19 protein-coding genes, 1 tRNA gene and 1 other RNA gene are annotated in these 20,079 nt (G+C 70.5%); 7 read left to right on the plus strand and 14 right to left on the minus strand.

All coding sequences use genetic code 11. The features are described from left to right. Position 1 precedes the first annotated feature (1 nt). Positions 2-1,267: a tRNA guanosine(34) transglycosylase Tgt gene (tgt, locus tag LZP97_RS22730; protein ID WP_040273555.1), complete on the plus strand. Its 1,266-nt coding sequence runs from the start codon at positions 2-4 to the stop codon at positions 1,265-1,267. 31 nt (positions 1,268-1,298) lie between these two features. On the opposite strand, the gene LZP97_RS22735 is transcribed toward tgt, so the two are convergent. The 5 genes from LZP97_RS22735 to LZP97_RS22755 all read right to left on the minus strand — a co-directional run bounded on the left by LZP97_RS22735 (position 1,299) and on the right by LZP97_RS22755 (position 6,163). Then, positions 1,299-2,024: a queuosine precursor transporter gene (locus LZP97_RS22735; protein ID WP_017681596.1), complete on the minus strand. Its 726-nt coding sequence runs from the start codon at positions 2,022-2,024 to the stop codon at positions 1,299-1,301. Positions 2,025-2,118: 94 nt separating this feature from the next. Beyond that, the gene (locus tag LZP97_RS22740) at positions 2,119-3,165 is read right to left on the minus strand and encodes a hypothetical protein (protein ID WP_040273557.1); all 1,047 of its coding nucleotides are present in this window, start codon (positions 3,163-3,165) and stop codon (positions 2,119-2,121) included. A gap of 49 nt (positions 3,166-3,214) precedes the next feature. Further along, positions 3,215-4,129: a membrane protein gene (locus LZP97_RS22745; RefSeq protein ID WP_040273663.1), complete on the minus strand. Its 915-nt coding sequence runs from the start codon at positions 4,127-4,129 to the stop codon at positions 3,215-3,217. A gap of 146 nt (positions 4,130-4,275) precedes the next feature. Then, a complete protein-coding gene (gene gluQRS, locus LZP97_RS22750) occupies positions 4,276-5,199 on the minus strand; it encodes a tRNA glutamyl-Q(34) synthetase GluQRS (protein WP_040273559.1) in 924 nt (307 codons plus the stop codon). A gap of 61 nt (positions 5,200-5,260) precedes the next feature. Beyond that, a complete protein-coding gene (locus LZP97_RS22755; RefSeq protein ID WP_040273560.1) occupies positions 5,261-6,163 on the minus strand; it encodes a LysR family transcriptional regulator in 903 nt (300 codons plus the stop codon). A gap of 123 nt (positions 6,164-6,286) precedes the next feature. On the opposite strand from LZP97_RS22755, the gene LZP97_RS22760 reads away from it, so the two are divergent. Both LZP97_RS22760 and LZP97_RS22765 read left to right on the plus strand, forming a co-directional pair. Further along, positions 6,287-7,672, plus strand: coding sequence for an MFS transporter (locus LZP97_RS22760; protein ID WP_040273563.1), 1,386 nt, complete (start codon positions 6,287-6,289; stop codon positions 7,670-7,672). Beyond that, positions 7,669-8,406, plus strand: coding sequence for a 3-hydroxybutyrate dehydrogenase (locus LZP97_RS22765; protein WP_040273565.1), 738 nt, complete (start codon positions 7,669-7,671; stop codon positions 8,404-8,406). Before LZP97_RS22760 ends, LZP97_RS22765 begins: the two co-directional genes overlap by 4 nt. Before the next feature lie 103 nt (positions 8,407-8,509). Here the strand turns inward: LZP97_RS22765 and LZP97_RS22770 are convergent, their stop codons facing one another. From LZP97_RS22770 to LZP97_RS22790, 5 genes are all read right to left on the minus strand, one after another. Further along, positions 8,510-9,094: a TetR/AcrR family transcriptional regulator gene (locus LZP97_RS22770; RefSeq protein ID WP_017681591.1), complete on the minus strand. Its 585-nt coding sequence runs from the start codon at positions 9,092-9,094 to the stop codon at positions 8,510-8,512. Positions 9,095-9,192: 98 nt separating this feature from the next. Then, positions 9,193-9,843 (minus strand): superoxide dismutase family protein, encoded by a 651-nt coding sequence (locus tag LZP97_RS22775; protein WP_040273568.1) that lies wholly within the window; start codon positions 9,841-9,843, stop codon positions 9,193-9,195. Between the two features lie 48 nt (positions 9,844-9,891). Further along, positions 9,892-10,296: a membrane protein gene (locus LZP97_RS22780; RefSeq protein ID WP_010594882.1), complete on the minus strand. Its 405-nt coding sequence runs from the start codon at positions 10,294-10,296 to the stop codon at positions 9,892-9,894. A 296-nt stretch (positions 10,297-10,592) separates the two neighbouring features. Further along, positions 10,593-12,113, minus strand: a complete 1,521-nt coding sequence (locus tag LZP97_RS22785) for a metallophosphoesterase (protein ID WP_017681589.1) — start codon at positions 12,111-12,113, stop codon at positions 10,593-10,595. A gap of 41 nt (positions 12,114-12,154) precedes the next feature. Further along, the gene (locus LZP97_RS22790) at positions 12,155-12,712 is read right to left on the minus strand and encodes a TIGR03086 family metal-binding protein (RefSeq protein WP_010594884.1); all 558 of its coding nucleotides are present in this window, start codon (positions 12,710-12,712) and stop codon (positions 12,155-12,157) included. Positions 12,713-12,829: 117 nt separating this feature from the next. Between LZP97_RS22790 and LZP97_RS22795 the strand changes: the two genes are divergently transcribed. After that, a complete protein-coding gene (locus LZP97_RS22795) occupies positions 12,830-13,987 on the plus strand; it encodes an RNA-guided endonuclease InsQ/TnpB family protein (protein ID WP_210063198.1) in 1,158 nt (385 codons plus the stop codon). Positions 13,988-14,021: 34 nt separating this feature from the next. Here LZP97_RS22795 and LZP97_RS22800 read toward each other — a convergent pair whose 3' ends face one another. Further along, positions 14,022-14,834 carry a helix-turn-helix domain-containing protein gene (locus tag LZP97_RS22800; RefSeq protein WP_172603542.1) on the minus strand — a complete coding sequence of 271 codons (813 nt, stop codon included), beginning with the start codon at positions 14,832-14,834 and terminating at the stop codon, positions 14,022-14,024. A 60-nt stretch (positions 14,835-14,894) separates the two neighbouring features. Continuing rightward, positions 14,895-15,545 (minus strand): YoaK family protein, encoded by a 651-nt coding sequence (locus tag LZP97_RS22805; protein ID WP_010594887.1) that lies wholly within the window; start codon positions 15,543-15,545, stop codon positions 14,895-14,897. A gap of 134 nt (positions 15,546-15,679) precedes the next feature. On the opposite strand from LZP97_RS22805, the gene LZP97_RS22810 reads away from it, so the two are divergent. Continuing rightward, on the plus strand, positions 15,680-16,699 hold the full coding sequence (locus LZP97_RS22810; protein ID WP_040273573.1) for a GmrSD restriction endonuclease domain-containing protein: 1,020 nt from the start codon (positions 15,680-15,682) through the stop codon (positions 16,697-16,699). Between the two features lie 140 nt (positions 16,700-16,839). On the opposite strand, the gene LZP97_RS22815 is transcribed toward LZP97_RS22810, so the two are convergent. After that, a tRNA-Ser gene (locus tag LZP97_RS22815) sits at positions 16,840-16,927 on the minus strand. Between the two features lie 117 nt (positions 16,928-17,044). Here LZP97_RS22815 and ffs point away from each other — a divergent pair. Then, positions 17,045-17,139: signal recognition particle sRNA small type (gene ffs, locus LZP97_RS22820), an RNA gene on the plus strand. Positions 17,140-17,188: 49 nt separating this feature from the next. Next, positions 17,189-18,478, plus strand: a complete 1,290-nt coding sequence (locus LZP97_RS22825; RefSeq protein ID WP_040273575.1) for an aminotransferase class I/II-fold pyridoxal phosphate-dependent enzyme — start codon at positions 17,189-17,191, stop codon at positions 18,476-18,478. A 124-nt stretch (positions 18,479-18,602) separates the two neighbouring features. Here the strand turns inward: LZP97_RS22825 and LZP97_RS22830 are convergent, their stop codons facing one another. After that, positions 18,603-20,066, minus strand: a complete 1,464-nt coding sequence (locus LZP97_RS22830) for an alpha/beta fold hydrolase (protein WP_157180002.1) — start codon at positions 20,064-20,066, stop codon at positions 18,603-18,605. Between the last annotated feature and the right edge of the window lie 13 nt (positions 20,067-20,079).

Below are 20,079 nucleotides of genomic sequence, written 5' to 3' on the forward strand. Positions count from 1 at the left end.
CGTGACCGACCCCAGCACCACCGCTTCCGCCGTGCCCACCCCGCCCGACCCGTTCTTCACCGTCGGTACCCGGCTCGACAACGGACTCGGACGCACCGGCACGATCCACACCCCGCACGGTGACATCCACACCCCGGCGTTCGTCGGTGTGGGTACCAAGGCGACGGTCAAGGCGGTCCTGCCCGAGGCGATGAAGGAACTCGGGGCGCAGGCGCTGCTCGCCAACGCCTACCACCTGTATCTGCAGCCCGGATCGGACATCGTCGACGAGGCCGGTGGGCTCGGCAAGTTCATGAACTGGGACGGGCCCACCTTCACCGACAGCGGCGGATTCCAGGTGATGTCCCTCGGGGTCGGCTTCAAGAAGGTCCTGGCGATGGACGCCGTGGGCGTGCAGTCCGACGACGTCATCGCCGAAGGCAAGGAGCGGCTCGCGCACGTCGACGACGACGGCGTCACCTTCAAGTCCCACCTCGACGGCTCCCGGCATCGGTTCACGCCCGAGGCGTCGATGCGCATCCAGCATCAGCTCGGCGCCGACATCATCTTCGCGTTCGACGAGCTGACCACCCTGATGAACACCCGCGGCTACCAGGAGCGGTCCGTCGAGCGGACCCAGGCGTGGGCGGTGCGGTGCATCGCCGAGCACGAGAAGCTCACGGCGCAACGCGCCCACCGTCCGTACCAGGCGCTGTTCGGGGTGGTGCAGGGTGCGCAGTACGAGGACCTGCGCCGGCAGGCGTGCCGCGGTCTCGAATCGGTCGTCGGCGAGTCGGGCCGCGGCTTCGACGGCTACGGCATCGGCGGCGCCCTCGAGAAGCAGAACCTCGGCACCATCGTCCGGTGGTGCACCGAGGAACTGCCCGAGCACAAGCCGCGGCACCTGCTCGGCATCAGCGAACCCGACGACATGTTCGTCGCGATCGAGCACGGCGTCGACACGTTCGACTGCGTGAACCCGTCCCGGGTGGCGCGCAACGCGGCCATCTACTACCCGGACGGCCGGTTCAACATCAACACCAGCCGGTTCCGCCGCGACTTCACCCCCATCGACGAGGACTGCGACTGCTACACCTGCCGCCACTACACGCGCGCGTACATCCATCACCTGTTCAAGGCCAAGGAGATGCTGGCGTCCACGTTGTGCACCATCCACAACGAGCGGTTCACGGTGCGGCTCGTCGACGACATCCGCGCCGCCGTCGACGGCGGATACTTCGAGGAGCACAAGGCCGAGACCCTGGGCCGGTTCTACGCGCGGCGGTGAGCGAGGACCCGGCGGTCCGCGTCGGCTGCCGTCACTCGGCGTAGGTCGGCTCCCGCCGCTTCACGTACGCGATGACCGCGTAGGTGACCGGCATGACGACGATCTCGACGAGCGTCTTCCACAGGAACCCGACCACCACGTAGTTGACGAAGTCCGCCCACGTGGTGATGCCGATGACGCCGGCGGCGATCGCGCAGAAGATGAGCGTGTCGGCGAACTCGCCGACGACGGTGGAGCCGATCAGCCGAGCCCACAGGTGCTTCTCCTTGGTGATCTCCTTGATGCGCACCAGCACGTAGGAGTTGAGCAGCTGCCCGACGAGGTAACCGGCGAGACCGGCCAGCAGCAGTCGCGGCACCACCCCGAGGACCGCCTCGAACGCAGGCTGGTTCTCGTAGAAATCGGCGGGCGGCAGCTGTTGGGCGATCCAGAAGCACAGCGCGGCCAGCGCCACCGCGCCGAAACCGTAGTACACGGCGCGCCGGGTCGCGGCGAAGCCGTAGACCTCGCTCAGGACGTCGCCGACGATGTAGGCGAGCGGAAACAGGAAGAACGCACCGTCGGTGATGATCGGCAGGACCTGTAGCGGGCCGAGCGCCCATTCGGCGTCGCCGAAGAATGCCACGCCCTTGCCGGCGGCGACGTTGGAGATGATGAGCACCGCCGTGAACAGGGCCACCAGTCCGGGGTAGTGGCTGCGGACCACGCGGGCGAAGTGCGTGTGGTCGGATTGCTGGGTCTGCACGTGCTCTGTCACCCGGCCATCCAAGCACTCGGGCGGGCGGAAGGCGAAGAACGGACGAACAGGACGCGGACCCCGGCCCGGCGGATCCGGGGCCCGCGACCTGCTGTCAGGGAGCTACGCGCCCACCCGTGGCGACGCGGTAGGCGTACGCGTAGGCGATGGTGGTGACGGGCACGGTGACCAGCAGGCCGACGTAGCACAGCAGCGCGCCGACGAAGTTGATCGCGGACAGCACCAGCCACAGCAGGATCAGCTGCCCGACGTTGGCCGCGGCCGCGGACGCGCTCGACTTGATCGCCGTGACCGCGTCCTGCCGCTGGTCGATGACGAAGTGCAGCGCCCACACGGTCAGGAAGGCGACGACGATGCCACCGACGATGACGAGCGAACCGAGCAGTGTTCCCAGCGCGATGAGCAGGGACACGAGCAGGATGGGACCGAGGCTGCCGACGCGGAAGAAGTCCTTGAGCGCCGGCTTGTGACCGTCCAGCTCGTACAGGGCCCCGCGCACCCCGGCCGCCTGGACGACGAGCATGCCGATGACGAACGCGACGATCAGCACGATCATCACGGCGATCCCGACGCCCGACATGCCGGTGCTGTAGCCGTAGCGGTCCGTCGTGGTCGAGGCCATCACGACCCCGAACATCAGGGCGCCGAACACCAGGGCGGCCACGACGATCACCCCGGCGAGGCTCAGCCAGCCGCCGACGTTCTCACTGAACTTGCGCCACCCGTAGCTCAGGGCGGCGCCGATGTCGATCTGCGGGCGCGAGGAACCGAAGCCGGGCGGGTAGCCCGGAGCTCCGTAGCCGGGAGGCGGGCCGTACCCGGCGGGGCCTCCCGCCGGCGGTGACCCGTACGGTGCCCCGCCGTACGGGTCACCGGGCTGCTGCGGTGCCCCGCCGTACTGGGGGCCGCCGTACTGGGGAGCACCGTACTGGGGAGCACCGTACTGGGGAGCGCCGTACTGGGGAGCGCCGTACTGCGGTGGCGGGCCCTGCGGCGGACCGTAGCCGGGCGGTGGCGTGCCGTAGCCCGGTGGGTAACCCTGGGGCGGGCCGTACCCGGGCGGTGGGCCGTACGGCTGTGCGCCCGGGTGCTTGTTCGGATCCTGCGGATCGGAAGTGGGTTCGTAGCCCCCGCTGGTCATCGTGGTCCTCGTGATTCGTGACGTGCCGCTTCGTGGAACGCCGTACCCGTCAGGGTGCGACGCCGCGTCCGGTGGTCACCCGGTAGGCGTAGGTGGAAGCGATGATCGTGAGCGGGATGGTGACGAGCAGACCCAGCCCGCACGGGATCGCACCGAGGATGTTGATGCCCACCAGAGCGAGCGCCAGCAGCAGCAGCGGCCCCACATTGGACGAGATGGCCCGGAAGCTGGACTTGATCGCGTCCACCGGCTGCTCGTTCCGGTCGATGACGAACTGCAGCGTCCACCAGGTCAGGAAGATGACGATGAAGCCGGGGATGATCAGCAGGATGAAGCCGACCACGGTCATGAGCGAGACGAGCAGGCTCGCGACGACCACGGCGCCGATGTTCTCGAACTGGAAGAAGGACCCGAACGACGGGCGGTTGCCGTCGGTTTCGTGCAGCGCGCCGCGCACGTAGGCGGCCTGGATCAGGATGCTGACGAACACGCTGACGATCGCGCCGATGATGCTGAGCGCCGACAGTTCGTTCGTGTCGAAGCCGCCGAAGATCACGTTGATCACGAACTGGATCAGCGCCGCCGCGACGACGAAGGCGATCCAGACGCCCGCGTTCTGGCTGAATTTCTTCCAGCCGTAGCCGATGGCCTCGCCGACGTTGAGCTGCGTGGGGGCGCCGAATCCGCCGTACTGGCTACCGCCCGAGGGGTAGTTGCCCGGAGGGGGCGGGTAGCCGCCCTGCGGCGGGTAGTTCCCCGGCGGTGGCGGATAGCCACCGGGGGGTGGGTAGTTGCCCTGCGGAGGTGGGTAACCGCCGGCAGGCGGGTAGTTGCCCTGCGGGGGCGGGTAGTTCCCGGGCGGGGGATAGCTGCCGGGAGGGGGCGGGTAGCCGCCCTGCTGTGGGTCGGGTTCGCCGCCCTGGTTGTAGGGCTCTTTGCTGGGGTCGTAACCGCCGGTCGTCATCGGATCCTTCTCGAGGGGAGGGTGGAGCCAATCGCGTTGTCGACTGCGCACACTACGTCCGACGCGTCCGAATTGCACGATCACCGGAACTTCCGCGAGCCGGACGAGCGGCACGAAACGGACCGGTGCCGGGCGCGCGGAGGGTGTCACCAGCCGCCGTCGTACACCCACGGCTCCCGCGGGAGCCGGGCCGGATCCCATCGCTCGAGCAGCAGTCCCAATGTGACGGGTTCGTCCTTGTCCGCCAGGTCGAGCGAGACCGCGATCCGGCCCAGCACGTCGGCTGCGGTATGGCCCAGCGCCGCCTGGTCGGTGAGCGTCACCGCGCCGTCGCGTTTGGCGAGGCGCTTGCCGTGCACGTTGAGCGCCAGCGGCACGTGCGCGTACGTGGGCACGGGAAGCCCGAGCAGCGCCGCGAGGTAGGCCTGCCGGGGAGCGGAGGTCAGCAGGTCGTCGCCGCGGACCACCTGGTCGATGCCCTGGGCCGCGTCGTCGACGACGACGGCCAGGTTGTAGGCGGGAATGCCGTCGCCGCGGCGCAGCACCAGGTCGTCGACCACACCCGTGAAGTCGCCGTGCACCACGTCGTGCACGGTGAAGGTCGAGGCGCCGGACCGCAGGCGGATCGCGCCCGGCCGGCCGGATGCCCGTTTCGCTGCCCGCTCGGGTTCGGTGAGCGTGCGGCACGTGCCCGGGTAGGCGCCCTGCGGGGCGTGCGGCGCGGACGCCGCGTGCTGGATCTCGCGTCTGGTGCAGAAGCACTCGTAGGTCAGACCCGCGCGGGTGAGGCGGGCGATCGCGGCGTCGTAGAGCGGCAGCCGCCGCGACTGGTGGACGACCTCGTCGTCCCAGTCGAGGCCCAGTGCGGCGAGGTCGGCGAGTTGACGTTCCTGCGCGCCCGGCCGGACCCGGTCGAGATCCTCGACGCGGAGCAGAAACCGGCGCCCGGTGCTCCGGGCGAACAGCCATGCGAGGACCGCCGTGCGCAGGTTCCCGAGATGCAGGTCGCCCGACGGGCTCGGGGCGAACCGGCCGGCCCCTGCCCGCGCGTCCCCGGCCGAATGTGACATCTGGTCAGACTATCGACTGCGATGTCACATTCGGTCACGTGCGCGGCGGCCGGGTGGTGGGTCACGCGGTGGGGCGGCCGAGCAGGACGGAACGCTGGGCGTGCACGGTCTCGCGGATCGCTGCGACGACGGCCGCGACCTCCGGCCGGCGCAGCGTCTCCGACCGCGCCACCATCCAGTAGTTCAGCCGCGCCTCCACCTCCGCGGGCAGGATCCGCACCAGGTCGGCGTGCCGGTCGGCCATGAAGCACGGCAGCAACCCGACCCCGGCCGCGGCGCGGGTGGCCTCGACGTGGACGAACACGTTGGTCGAACTCACCGACTCGTGCATGTCCGGGGCGATGCGACGGGCCAGGTCCAGGTCGTCGACCTGCAGCATCGAGTCGATGAAGTACACCAGCGGGTGACGACCCAGCTCGCGCACCGTCGTGGGAGCGCCGTGCTCGTCGACGTAGGCCCGCGCCGCGTACAGGCCGAGGGTGTAGTCGGCCAGCCGGTGCGCCTCGGCCCGATGCACCTGGGGGCGTCCCACCACCACCTCGAGGTCGAGCCCGGACCGCTGCTGCGACGCGCGACGGGTGGCCGCGACGATCTCCACCGCGACGCCCGGGTGCCGTCGCCGCACCAGCGCGCCGGCCGGCGCCGCGATGTAGGCGCTGAAACCGTCGGTGGCCGAGACCCGCACGACACCCTCGAGGCCGCGGTCCCCGCCGGGACCGGCCAGTCCGGACACGGCGGCCTCGATCCGCTCGGCCGCGGCGAGTGCCGAGCGGCCGAGCTCGGTGAGTTCCCACCCGCCCGACGCGCGGGCCAGCACGCGCCCGCCGAGGCTCTTCTCGAGCGCCGCGATGCGACGGGCGATGGTGGTGTGGTTGACGCCGAGGTCCTCGGCGGCGGTCGTGAACCGACCGGTGCGGCCGACGGCCAGCAGAACCAGCAGGTCATCGGCCGACGGCGCGCTCATATGTGCATTCTTGCAGATCTGCTCTGCGGATCGCGTCATTGTGCATGCAGATCTGCGCATCGATACTCGGCACATGCCTTCAGAAGTGTTGCCCGTCACAGTCGGATCGAGGAGGACGAACCCATGAGTGTCGAACAGTCGCGGCCCGGCGGCCACGCACCGGACGAGACCCCCACCTCGGGTCTGCGCAAGGTCGTCGGCGCCTCGATGGCCGGCACCGTCGTCGAGTGGTACGAATTCTTCCTCTACGGCACCGCCGCCACCCTGGTGTTCTCCAAGGTCTTCTTCCCCGACAACGGCAACGAACTCGACGCGATCATCGCGGCGTTCGTCACATACGCCGTCGGTTTCGTCGCACGGCCCCTCGGCGGCGTCGTGTTCGGGCACTTCGGTGACAAGTTCGGCCGCAAGAAGCTGCTGCAGACCAGTCTCGTGCTCGTCGGCGTCGCCACCTTCCTCATGGGCTGCCTGCCCACCTTCGGCGCCATCGGCTACTGGGCGCCCGCGCTGCTCGTCACGCTGCGCTTCGTGCAGGGCTTCGCCGTGGGTGGCGAGTGGGGCGGCGCGGTGCTGCTCGTCGCCGAGCACAGCCCGGACCGTTCCCGCGGCTTCTGGGCCTCGTGGCCGCAGGCCGGCGTCCCGATGGGCAACCTCGTCGCCACCGTCGTGCTGCTGGTCCTGACCACGACGCTGTCCGACGCGGCGTTCCTCTCGTGGGGCTGGCGCATCGCGTTCTGGCTGTCGGCGGTCATCGTCCTGGTCGGCTACTACATCCGCACCAAGGTCACCGACGCACCGATCTTCCTCGAGGCTCAGCGTGAGGCCGAGCAGCTGAAGTCCAGCTCGTACAGCGTCGTCGAGGTCGTCAAGCGCTACCCGCGCGGTGTGTTCACCGCCATGGGCCTGCGTTTCGCCGAGAACGTCATGTACTACCTCGTCGTCACCTTCTCGATCACGTACCTCAAGGTGGTCGTCGGCGCGGACACCGCCACCATCCTGTGGTGGATGCTCGCCGCGCACGCCGTGCACTTCGCGATCATCCCCGTCGTCGGGCGCCTGTCCGACACCTTCGGCCGCCGCCCGGTGTACATGGTCGGGGCCGTCACCGCCGGCACCTGGGGCTTCTTCGCCTTCCCCATGATGGACAGCGGCCACAACGCCCTGGTGATGTCCGCCATCGTCATCGGCCTGGTGTTCCACGCGTTCATGTACGCCGGTCAGCCCGCGATCATGGCCGAGATGTTCCCGACCCGGATGCGCTACGCGGGTGTCTCGCTCGGCTACCAGGTGACCTCCATCGTCGCCGGCTCGCTCGCACCGATCATCGCGACCGCCCTGCTCAGCCGCTACGGCAGCGCCGTCCCCATCGCGGTCTACCTGGCCGTGGCGTCGGTGGTGACGATCATCGCCGTCGTCGCCGCCCGGGAGACCAAGGGGATCAGCCTGCGCGACGTCGACGCCGCGGACGTGCGGGCCGTCGACGCCGAGAAGACGGCGGTGCCCGCATGAGTGCCCGCACCGCACTGGTCACCGGCGGAGCGAGCGGCATCGGCGCTGCCTGTGCCCGGGAACTCGCCGCCCGCGGCGTGCACGTCACCGTCGCCGACGTCGACGAGGTGGCCGCCAAGACCCTCGCCCACGACATCGGGGGACGGGCGTGGGGGGTGGACCTGCTCGACACCGACCAGCTCGACGGGCTCCGGCTCGAGGTGGACATCCTCGTCAACAACGCCGGCATCCAGGTCGTCCGGCCGATCGAGGAATTCGCGCTCACCGATTTCCGCCGCATCCAGACGCTCATGGTGGAAGCGCCGTTCCTGCTCGTGAAGGCGGTCCTTCCGCACATGTACGAGCGCGGTTTCGGGCGCATCGTCAACGTGTCGTCGGTGCACGGCCTGCGGGCGTCGGCCTTCAAGTCCGCGTACGTCACCGCCAAGCACGGCCTCGAGGGGCTGTCGAAGGTCACGGCCGTCGAGGGCGGTCCGCACGGCGTCACCAGCAACTGCGTCAACCCCGGCTATGTGCGAACCCCGCTGGTGGAGAAGCAGATCGGCGATCAGGCCCGGGTGCACGGCATCGACGAGGAGCGGGTGCTCGCCGACGTGCTGCTCACCGAACCCGCGATCAAGCGGCTCGTCAAACCCGAGGAGGTGGCCTCCCTCGTCGCGTGGCTGGCGTCGGACGACGCCGGCATGGTCACCGGCGCGTCCTACACGATGGACGGCGGCTGGACCGCGCGCTGACCCACCCCCGGGGTGCGTGGTGCGTGGGTGTGTGGCCGAATGTCACATCGCGTCGATCAGATCGACCGCGTGTGACATTCGGCCACAAGCATTCTGGAAGCAGTCAGCGGGCGTCGGCGCCGTCGAGCGACAGCTGGATCTGGGTGTGCAGCGCGTGGGTCAGGTACTCCGGCGGATACAGTTCCGGACTGGCGATCGCGTCGAGCGCCAGGCCGTTGACCGCGGCCAGCAGCAGTGCGGCCCGGGTCTCGGCCTCCGCGGTGCCCATCCGGATCAGGACGGCGGACACCGCGGTGCGCATCGTGAACAACGTGGTGTGCCGGATCGTGCTCAGCGAGGGCGACGTCGCGGCGCGCACGGTGAACGCCGCCATCACGTGTGCCTCGGCGGTGCGCTGCTCGTCGAGCGGCAGCAACTGGCTCAGCGCCGCGAACAGGGTGCGCGCCGGATCGATGTCCGGGTCGACGGTGCTCAACCGCGTCAGCACCCGCTCGGCGAGCGATCGGAACGAGTAGGCGAGCATCTCGTCCTTGGTGGGGAAGTGGTGCTGTACGGCGCCGATCGATACACCCGCATGGCTGGCCACCTCACGCACGCTGGCGCCGTCGAGCCCGATCCGTGCCGCGACCTCGAGCAGGGCAGCGGCGAGACGCGTGGGGCTGGTGGTGGCATAGGGACGCGCGCGCATGGATGCACCGTACCTGCAGGTATCTCCATACGCCGGTATGGGGCACCGCACGACACCTGCCCGATGTGTCCGGTCCACCTTCCGCGGTCGGACCCCGGTCAGAAGTCCTCGTCGACGCAGGCCAGACGAGCACCGGCCATGCCGGCCTCCCCGGGGCCGGTCTTGGTGCGCTCGGCGTGGAGCACCACCGAATTCGCCTCGTCGTCGCGGAACTCCCAGTCGACCGTCGTCGACGCCTGAGCGTTGCCGTTGCCGTCGGTGGTGATGTCGAGCCAGACCTCGTTCCCGGGATTGGCGAAGGCGGGATCCGTCGACGGGGATTGCGGGGTGGCCGCCGGGTCCACGTCGTTCTGATAGTGCGGACCGGCGTCCGACGGCTGCGGCCCGCACGGCTGCGTGTGGACGTGCACGCCGAAGTCACGGGTGGGTGCCAGCCCGCTCGCCTCGAGCGTGACCGTCGTGCGTCCACCCTCCTCCTCGGATTCGACGGTCACCGTCGAACCGACTGGGACGGCGGCCTCGTCGTAGGTGAATGCGTTGTCGTCGCCACCGCCTGCGCCGGGCAGCTCGAAGGCCACTCCGTCCGTGCCGGGCAGTGCCGTGGGCATGCCGGTGGTCGTCGTCTCCGAGGTGGGGGGCGCCTCGACGGTGGCCTGGTTCTCCGTCGAGGAATCATCGCCGCCGCACCCCGCGACGACGAGTGCGGTCAGGGACACGCCTGCGATAAGGGTTGTGCGTCGTGTGTTCATGTGTCGGCGGTACCCACGGTGCGTCGTGCCGAACCCGCGACGGGACCCTTACCTGGACATCCCGCCGATGATCAGGGACAGGCCCGCCCCGAGGAGCCAGACGTCCTTGGCGATCGGCGTGCCCTGCTGGGTCGGGCGGAAGGATCCGCCCTCGTGCATGCCGGGCATCTTCCAGTACATCGCGAGCAGGCCCGAACTGAACGCTGTCAGTGCGGAACCGGCCACCACGGGGGAGACGAAGGGGGCCAGCAGCAGGGCGCCGACGCCGATCTCGGCGGTCGACAGGGTCTGGCCGAACGTCTCCGGCCGCATCTTCCCGAGCCGGGGGAGCGCCTTGCTCGCCATGTCCTGCAGCCCGGCCGCGGCCTCGGGCGGGAGATCGCGCTTGCCCAGCCCGGAATTGAGGATGAAGGCGCCGGTGGCCAGCCGGAGCGGAACGTTGCTCAGTCGCACGGGAACCTCCGGAGGATCGGATGCTGCTGATTATCCCGCATTCCCCCGACGGCGGGAACTCCCCGCGCCGTCCGGGTGCAGCACACCGGTCGGCTCGGCCGGCGGGAGCACCCCGCGGCCGGGTACGGCCGGCGGCTCCTCTTCGGCAGCGTCCGCCCGCCGGCCGCCCACGGTGACGCGACCGCTGCGAACCGCAGGGCGCACCGCGGGCGACGCCGCCGACGCGCTCGGGGAGGCCCGCCCCGGAAGCCGCGCGACGACCGCCGAACCTGCCTCGGCGGCAGGGTGATCCGTGCTCATCCGGGTATCACCGCGCGGGGCACGCCGGCACGCAACTGCACGTCCACCACGAAATCGCCGTCCTCGGGGGTGTAGCGGCGGCGCGGGTCGTGGTCCTCCACCCGGAAACTGTCGAGGGCGGGCGAGTGGGTGGTGACGGCGACCGTGCCGCCGTCGAGATCGAACTGCAGCAACCGCTGGAATCCCGTCGCGCGCCGGCCGTCGACGAGGAAGTACTGATAGTCGGCGAGCATCTCGACCACGCGCCGGTCACTGCCGGGGATCGGGCGGTCGGTCACCGTCGTCTGCCCGTCGACGTGCCCGGACAGCACCATGAACACCGACTCGTGCGGCACGACGAGCCGGTTCCAGATCTGCTGGCCGGAACTGCCGCCGATGTCGCCGAATCCACTCATCCGGAGACGGCCGTCCTCGTCGAGGTAGTAGTGCGCGGCGACGATCGTGTTGCGGTCGGGATGGGCGGCCAGCACCCCCTCGGCCCAGTGCATCACGTGCTCCGGCGGGTTGTAGCCGAGGTAGAGGACGAGGAAGGGGGTGCCGGCGATCTCGAACAGGTCGTAGTGCGCCGAATTGTCGGCGTCGGTCACCGAGTCACCCCACTGCGGCCGGTCCCGGTACCGCTGCGGCCCGAAGTACTCGTTGTACAGCGCATGGTTGCGTTCGTGCTCGCCCGGCACGAGCCGGCCGGCGACGTTCCACAGGTTGTCGTGGTTGCCGGGCAGGACCCCGTAGGGCACGCCGGCCGCCTCGAGAATTCCCATCGCCTCCGACGCGACCTCGAACTCCGTGCGGGCGCGGGCGTCCGGGGCGCCCGGCCGGATCCACGACTGGATCAGGTCCCCGGTGTGCACGGCGTAGGCGATCTTCCGGGCACGGGCCTGCTGCGCCGTCCACGTGGTCATGTCCCGGAAGACGGCGGTGTCGTCGCGGGCGAGGTACTGGGTGTCGGTGAGGTGCTGGATCGCGAAGTCGTAATCCGCCGGGTCGGCGAACGCCTGGTCCGGTGCGGCGTCGCGGAAGCTCCGGTCGCGACGGGGCGCGTCGATCACCAGGATCTCCAGGGGGCCGGCGACGTCGGTGACCCGCGCCTCGAGCACGATCGGTCCGCCGGGCACCTCGGGCCGCGCGACGGCCCGCGGCTCGCCCCACGAACCGTCGGTGCGCACGTGCAGGGCGAGGTCGTCGAGGTTGACGCTGCGGCCCTGCCACCGGAGCGTCACCGACTCGGTTCCGGGGGGAAATTCGAGTTCGTAGCGGACATAGGGATACTCGTCGAACTCGTCGCCGACGGACGCCGGTGCGCCGCGCTCGCCGACGGCGCGCGGGAGCGGCGGGTCGGCGGAATCGGTCACCCCCGCGTACATCGTCGCGGACGTCGCCGGGACGTCGGCGGTCAGTCCCGTCGCCGGGATGCCGACGGACGTGACGGGCGCGGGCGGGGTGACCTCGGCGGGACCGGACAGGAGGGCGGCCACGGCCAGCAGCGACACCGGAAGCCACCAGCCCGGAGCGCGCATGCCCCGAGGCTACCGCCGGTCAGGCGCGAGGTTACCGCCGATCAGGCGCGACGCCCCAGGTGCGCGAGCACCCGGGTCTGCCGGTCGGCGTCCGCGGGCACCTCGACGGCCGGTCCGCAGACTCCCTCCATCCGGATCGAGTCACCCAGGGCCTGCGCCGTCGCCTCCACGAAGTCGAGGTCCTCGTCGTCGACGGTGTCGTCCAGGCCGGCGGCGCGGGCGAGGTCCCAGGCGTGCACCACGAGGTCGAAGTTGTAGAACCGCGCGACGGTCGCGGCGAGGGTGGTGCGGCCGAAGTGGCCGTCGTACTCGAGGCCGGCGCGCCACGGATCGTCGAGGATCGTCTGCATGCCGTCGCGGGTGGCGGCCCAGGCTCCGGCCGGGTCGGTGTCCGGCGACGGGCCGGCGGGCAGTTCCAGGCCGACGACGGGGACGATCTGCCGTTGCGTGTCGACGACGTGCCGCAGCACGTCGCGGGCGGACCAGCCCGCGCAGGGCGACGGCGCGTCCCATCGGTCGGCGGGCACGGCCTCGACGCGTGCGGTGAACTTCGCCGCGAGTTCGCGGTAGTGACGGGCGGGGGAGAGGGTCTCGGTCATCTGGTGTTCGGCGCGGATACTGCCTCGTAGACGAGGGAGCACAAGCGCCGTCCTCCTTTCTCGGTGTCGGGGTGGTGTCGAGCGAACGTGTCGGTGGGTGCGGCTACGGTGCCGGGCATGGGGGGCGAGGTGGTGCGCTACAACTACCGGTTGCGGCCGGGCCGCGCCGCCGAACGTGCCCTGCTCGACGAGTGGCATCGCTGCCGGTTCCTGTGGAACGAGGCGGTCCACCAACAGAAATCCGGTGCGAGACCCACCTTCGGGAAGCTGAGCAGACTGCTCACCCGGGCGCGGCAGCAGTCGTCGTGGCTGCGGGCCGGATCCCAGGTGGCCCAGCAGCAGACGCTGCGGACCTACGCCCGCGCCCTGGACGACTCGTTCCGGATCACCGGGCGGGGCCGGCCGCGGTGCAAGGCCCGCAAGAAAGCGTTGCCGACGCTCGAGTACACCCGCCGCGGCTTCACCCTGCGCGAGGGCCGGTTGGTGCTCGCCAAGGGGGTCAGTGTCCCGGTGGTGTGGTCGCGGGAGCTGCCGTCCGAGCCGTCGAGTGTGCGCATCACCCGGGATCCGCTGGGGCACTGGTACGCCTCGTTCGTCGTCACCCGCGATGCCGAACCGGTGCCCGCGGCCCCCGAGGGTTCGGCGATCGGTGTCGACTGGGGCGTGAGCAGGACCGCGACCACCACCGACGAACGGTTCGACCTGCCGCACCGGCAGCACCGCAGCCGCTGCGCGGCGGAGCTGGCGAAGGTGCAACGCACGATGACGCGCCGGCGACCGGGCAGGGGACGCCCGGCGTCGAACGGCTATCGGCGGGCCAAGAAAAGTGCGGCGAAGATCCAGCAGAAGGCCGCGGCGCGGACCCGGCACGAGGCGCGGGTGTGGGCGCGGCGGGTGGTCGCCCAGCATGCGGTGATCGCGGGGGAGGATTTCCGGCCGCGGTTCCTGGCCAAGTCCACGATGGCGCGCAAGGCCGCGGACGCGGCGATCGCCGCGACCAAGCGAGAACTCGTCGAGCGGGGCAGGCGGGCCGGCCGGAAGGTGGTGCTGGTGCGGCCCGCGTACACGAGCATGACGTGTTCGGGGTGTTTCGCGAGAGCCAAGCAGCCCCTCGGACTCGCGGAACGGATCTTCCGGTGCCCGGCGTGCGGCTACAGCGGATGCCGGGACCGGAACGCTGCCGGAGTGGTTCTGGCTGTGGCGGAGCGCGGCCACACCGGTGTCGACGACGTCAGACAAGCGGATCACCTCCTCGGTGGTGCGGTTGCGGTCTGAGCCGGGAATCTCCCGCCTTCAGGCAGGAGAGGCGCTAAGCCACGGATTCTTCCGCCCCGCGGTCGCCGAGGGATTGGATACTTCGGACATCGAGGGCCGAGCCCGGGCCGTGCCACCGCGGCGCCTCCCCGGCGAGCAGGGCGGTGGGCGTCAGGGTGGAGATCCTGCGCGTCTCCCGGTTCAGGTGGGACTGGTCGCTGTAGCCGGCGGCCGCGGCGAGCTCGGCCAGGCCGCGCGCGGGTGCGGCGTCGGCCAGGGCCATGAACCGCTGCAGGCGCAGGATCGATCGCAACGTGGCCGGGCCGTACCCGAACGCCTCGTTGCAGCGGCGCTGCAGCTGACGTTCGGTGAGCGCGGCGGTCTCGGCGAGCGCGCCGACGCTCCACGAGTGTCCGGAGAGCGCCTGCCGGAGATGCCCGATCAGCGGGTCGGGGGCAAGGCCGTGCGCGAGCCAGCGCCGCACCGCGGATTGGAACACCTCGAGCCGTTCGGGGGCGGTCCGGGCGTTGTCGAGCCGGTCGGCGAGTGGTCGGGCCCCTGCCGAGCCGATCAGGTCGTCCAACCCGACGCGGGTATCGCGGAGTTGCGCGGCCGACGCGCGCAGGGCGAACGAGGCGAGACCGGGGCGGAACCGCACCCCGGCGGAGACGATGCCGGGCGGCAGGGTGAACGACCACGCGGACGTTTCCGGGCCGCACACGCGGATGCCGACGCCGGCGATCCACAGGACGTCGACGCATCCGTCCGGCACGAGGAGGTGACTCTGCCCGTCGGAGACCGCCGACCACACGCACACCACGTGCTCGGCGAGGTCCGCGCTGGGAGCGCTCGGCACATACCACCTCATGGCCCACGAGCGTAGGCGCCGGCACCGACAACCGCTGCCCGCCTGGGGAACCGGACTCCGCTACGGCCGGTACGGCAGGTGCCGCACCGCGAGGGTGAGCGCGACGGCGGCCGCGGTGGCGATCCACAGGGCGTGCAGTCCGAGCATCCGATGCGCCGCGGCGCCGCCGACGGCGCCGGTCACCAGTCCCAGCCACAGACCCAGGTACGGCAGCCAGGTCCAGCGGGGTCCGCCGAACATCGCGGCGGCGAGCCGCTGCCCGATCTTGACGAGCGCCCCGGTCATGTACGTCAGGGCCACGCTCACCTCACCGTCGCGCTGGAACACCGAGTTCTCCGCACCCATGGCGAGGGTCATCGCCACCACCGCGACGGGCGTCCAGCCCGCGGTGTGGGCGAGCGCCCCGAGCAGCAGGAGCGCGGAGACCGTGGCGAGCACGGCGGTCTTGCGGGCGCGACGGCTGCGGTCGGACAGTTGCGCGACCACCCCACCGAGGACGACGCCGACGAGGAACAGGCCGATGACCCCGGCGGTGAGCGCGGCCGGACCCCAGGTGCCCTCGGCCAGGCCGACGCTCAGCCGGGTGGAGTTCCCGCTCATGAACGACACGAACACGCCGCCGAGGGTGATGAACCCGAGGGCGTCGACGAACCCGGCGAGGCCCGACAGTGCGACGGCGAGGGCCGTGAGTTGTCTGCCGTATCCGACCACGGACGAATCGTAATCAATCCGTGCTGTTACCTCTGGTAACGAAAGGGATGTCCGGTGCGACCTCCCGGAGACACCCTTTCGTTCCCCCGCGGAGGGTGCTGCCGTGCCGCATCCCGCCCCCAGGAGTACCCAGCGTGTTCGCCTCACCGTCCCGCCAGTCCCCGCATCACCGCACACAGGGATGGAGCGCCGGACTCGCTGCGGCGGCCCTGCTGCTGACCGGATGCGCCACGGCGACCGACATCGGCACCCGGACCCACGCGCCCACCGTCGCCGCGACCCCGACGACCACCCCCGCACCGGCCCCTGCGACGCCGCCGACCCCCGTCCCTGCCGACGTGTCCGCCACGCCGGCGCTGGCCACGCTCGCGACCCTGCCGATCAAGGGCCGAGCACCCAAGACCGGCTACGACCGTGAGCTCTTCGGACCGGCGTGGAGCGACGACGTCGACGTCGACGGCGGCCACAACGGGTGCGACACCCGCAACGACATCCTGCGGCGCGACCTGGTCGACATCACCTACAAGACCGCCACCCGGGACTGCGTCGTCCTCTTCGGCACCCTCCACGACGCCTACACGGGCACGACCATCGACTTCCGTCGCGGCCAGGACACCTCCGCCGACGTGCAGATCGATCATGTCGTCGCACTGTCCGACGCGTGGCAGAAGGGCGCCCAGCAGCTCGACGAACAGACCCGCGCGAACTTCGCCAACGATCCCCGCAACCTGCAGGCCGTCGACGGTGCCGCCAACCAGCAGAAGGGCGACGGCGACGCCGCGACCTGGCTGCCCCCGAACCGGTCGTACCGGTGCACGTACGTCGCGCGCCAGATCGAGGTCAAGGCCCTCTACGGGTTGTGGGTGACCCAGGCCGAGCACGACGCGATGGTCCGTGTCCTCACCGGGTGCGGTGCCGCCGCCCCTGCCACGACCCCGGTCCCGGAACCCGCGCCTGCCACGAACCCGGTCCCCGCGCCTGCCACGACCCCGGTCCCGGAACCCGTCCCGTCGGTGGCTCCGGAGCCGGCTCCGGCCGTGGTGTACCGCAACTGCGCCGAGGCGCGGGCCGCCGGCGCGGCGCCGCTGTACGCCGGTCAGCCCGGGTACAGCGAGAACATGGACGGTGACGGCGACGGCGTCGCCTGCGAGTGAGCTGTGGTGGACAGCCGCGCCTCGTTCAGTCGTACGCACCCGCAATTGCGGCAGCGGATGACTGTCGACCGCGCGACTGCGTGCCCGACGAACGACAACGGCCCGTGACCAGTGTTTCCACTGGTCACGGGCCGTTGCCGTGGCGGAGGATAGGGGATTTGAACCCCTGAGGGCGTTAACCCAACCCGCGTTCCAGGCGAGCGCCATAGGCCACTAGGCGAATCCTCCGTGGGGAAGCATACCGAATACGACCTGGTAGATGCCAAACGGGGAGGTCGCCGCAGGTTTCGGAGGGGTGCGACGGGGTCGATTCACGGTCGCGGGCGATGTGTGTCTACACTGGCCGATGGATCCCGCGCGGCGCGCATCCTGTGAACTCCCCCAGGGCCGGAAGGCAGCAAGGGTCAACGGGCTCTGCCGGGTGCGCGGGGTCCCCTAGCTTCCGATGCCGATGCCCGTGCCGTTGGGCGCGGTGAAAGGTCCTTCCGCATGCCTACCCAAACCCAGATTGGGTTGATGAGCCATGAGGAACTCGTCGCAGAGCACGAGCGCCAGTCCCACAACTACGCGCGACTCGAAGCCGAGAAGCTGACGCTGGACCTGACTCGCGGCAAGCCCTCCCCCGAGCAGCTCGACCTCTCCGCGGAGTTGCTGTCGCTGCCCGGGGTCGACGACTACCGCGACGCGTCCGGCACCGACTGCCGCAACTACGGCGGCCTGCGCGGACTGCCCGAACTGCGCGCCATCTTCGGGGAGCTCCTGAACATCCCCACCGAGAACCTGATCGCCGGCAACAACGCAAGCCTCGAGATCATGCACGACCTGATCGTGGCGTCGCTGCTGCACGGCACGGTGGATTCGCCGCGCCCGTGGTCCCAGGAGCCCGTCGTCCGGTTCCTGTGCCCCGCGCCCGGCTACGACCGGCACTTCGCGATCACCGAGTCGTACGGGATCGAGATGATTCCGGTGCCCATGCGCGACGACGGACCGGACATGGCGAAGGTCGCCGCGCTCGTCGGCTCGGACCCGCAGATCAAGGGCATGTGGGCGGTCCCCACCTACTCGAATCCGACCGGTGTCGTGTTCTCCGAGCGCGTCGCCCGCGAACTGGCGTCGATGCCGACGGCCGCCCCGGACTTCCGGATCTTCTGGGACAACGCGTACGCCGTGCATCCCCTGGTCGAGGAACCGGCTCCCGCCCTGGACATCCTGGGCATGGCGGCCGAGGCCGGTCATCCGAACCGCGTGTTCGTCCTCGCCTCGACATCGAAGATCACCTTCGCCGGCGCCGGCGTCAGCTTCTTCGGCAGCTCGGTCGAGAACCTGGCGTGGTACGAGAAGTTCCTCGGTATCAAGACCATCGGCCCGGACAAGGTGAACCAGCTGCGTCACCTCCGCTTCTTCGGTGACGCCGACGGGGTGCGGGCACACATGGCCAAGCACCGCGAACTGCTCGCGCCGAAGTTCGCGCTCGTGCTGACGATTCTCGAGGACCGGCTCGGGTCGTCGAAGGTGGCGTCCTGGACCGAGCCGAAGGGCGGCTACTTCATCAGCCTCGACGTGGTGGAGGGCACCGCCAAGCGGGTCATCTCCCTCGCGAAGAACGCGGGGATCGCGCTGACCGCGGCGGGCTCGGCGTTCCCGTACAAGAACGACCCCGACGACAAGAACATCCGGCTCGCTCCGAGCTTCCCGTCGCTGGACGAGCTCGCCACCGCCATGGACGGCGTCGCGACGTGTGTGCTCCTCGCGGCGACCGAGAAGGCCCTCGGGAAGTAGCCGGCGAGCAGTTCCGTCCCTCGGCCCGGTCGTCACACGACGGCCGGGGCCGAGCGTATCCCCCACCTGTGGACAACTCTGTGGACAAGCCGTGGACAACCGGTGGAGAACCGGCCGCCCGTCGTCACCGGCCGGACGTCCTCGGGATCACGTCGTCTCGAAGCAGCTGCTCCACGGCGTCGGCCTGCTCGAATGCGACCGCATGGGCAGCGTCGTCGAACGTGATCAGTCTCTTCTCCGGCGCGTCGAGCAGGGTGAACCATTCCAGGAGCAGTTCCCGGCGCCCGTCGAGTTCGGCCGCCCCGTCGAGGATGTACACCGGCACCTCGAGCCGGGTCGCATCCCGCCGGAAGTCGATGTCCTGGATCTGCGGATACATCACGGTGAAGGTGTCGATCAGCCCCCGCAGCACGTTCGCCTTGTCCATCAGCGAGTACTCGGTGCCGAGAATCCCGAAGCCGTCCAGGCCGCTCGCCTCGCCCCGCGCGCGATACCCCGCCGCCGGCTCGTACGGATCGTAGAGGTGGTCGTAGGCAGCGAGTATCTGCGCGTTCGCCCACGGGATGTCCGCATACGGCGGCTCCCCGATCTCCTGCAGGGTCGCCGCGAGGTCCGTGTCACCGGTCCGGGTCGCGTACTCCTGCAGATCGCGGTAGATCCGGCGGTCCGTCTCCCGGACGTTCACCATCTGTCCGCTGCCGAGGTACGCGGCGAACAGGTCGGGGCGCTGCTGCACGGTGCGGACACCGAGGATCGTGCCCCACGACTCACCCATGAGATAGATCCGGTCCTCGTCGAAGCGGTCCCGGAGATACTCGGCGACCTCGACGGTATCGGCGACGACCCGCTCGAGGGTGGTCTCGTCGGTCGGGAACAGCGCGCCGTAGGATTTGCCGTTGCCGCGCTGGTCGTAGGTTGCGAACACGACGTCGTCCACCCACGGCTCCGCCAGGGCGCGTGCCAGCGCCATGTCGGACTGGCCGGGGCCGCCCGACAGGTACAGCAGCACAGGCCTCCCGGGATCCGCGGCGCGGATCATCAGCGCGTGGTCGTCGCCGCCCAGCGACACGGTCTCGAGAGCCGCCACTCCCACCGGCTGCCCGTCGGGCCCGAGCACGGCAGGTGTGGAGGCCGGCCGGACGACCAGGGCTGCCAGTACGAGCGTCAGCACGCCGAGGACCGAGGTGAGCACGAGTCCTCGACGGGGACCGGGTGGGGTCCCGGCGCGCCGTCGGGTGAGCGCGACCCCGAGGCGGGCACCGACCAGCATCGGCAGCACCAGCAGGATCGCGTGCAGGCCTCGGCTCACCGTCAGCGCCAGCACGCCGTAGATCGAGTCGAGCCGCACGTCGTCGATCGTCGGTACCGACACGTCCAGCCGGACGATCTCCAGTGCAATGCCGTAGGCGAGGACGAGCGGAACCACCATCCAGGCCGAGCGCCCGGCCCAGCCGCCGACCGCACCGAGCAGCAGGCCGGACGTCATCACCGCAAGCGCGTGGACCGTCGTGACCGGCCCCACGGGGAGCGTCGCCGCGGTGACCGCGCCTGCCACGGCCGCCGTGACGAGCGCGAGCGCGATCCTCACGCCCGAACCGGCC

The organism is Rhodococcus sp. DMF-1 (genome assembly GCF_021441945.1).
In the GTDB taxonomy this organism is placed as follows: domain Bacteria; phylum Actinomycetota; class Actinomycetes; order Mycobacteriales; family Mycobacteriaceae; genus Rhodococcus; species Rhodococcus ruber.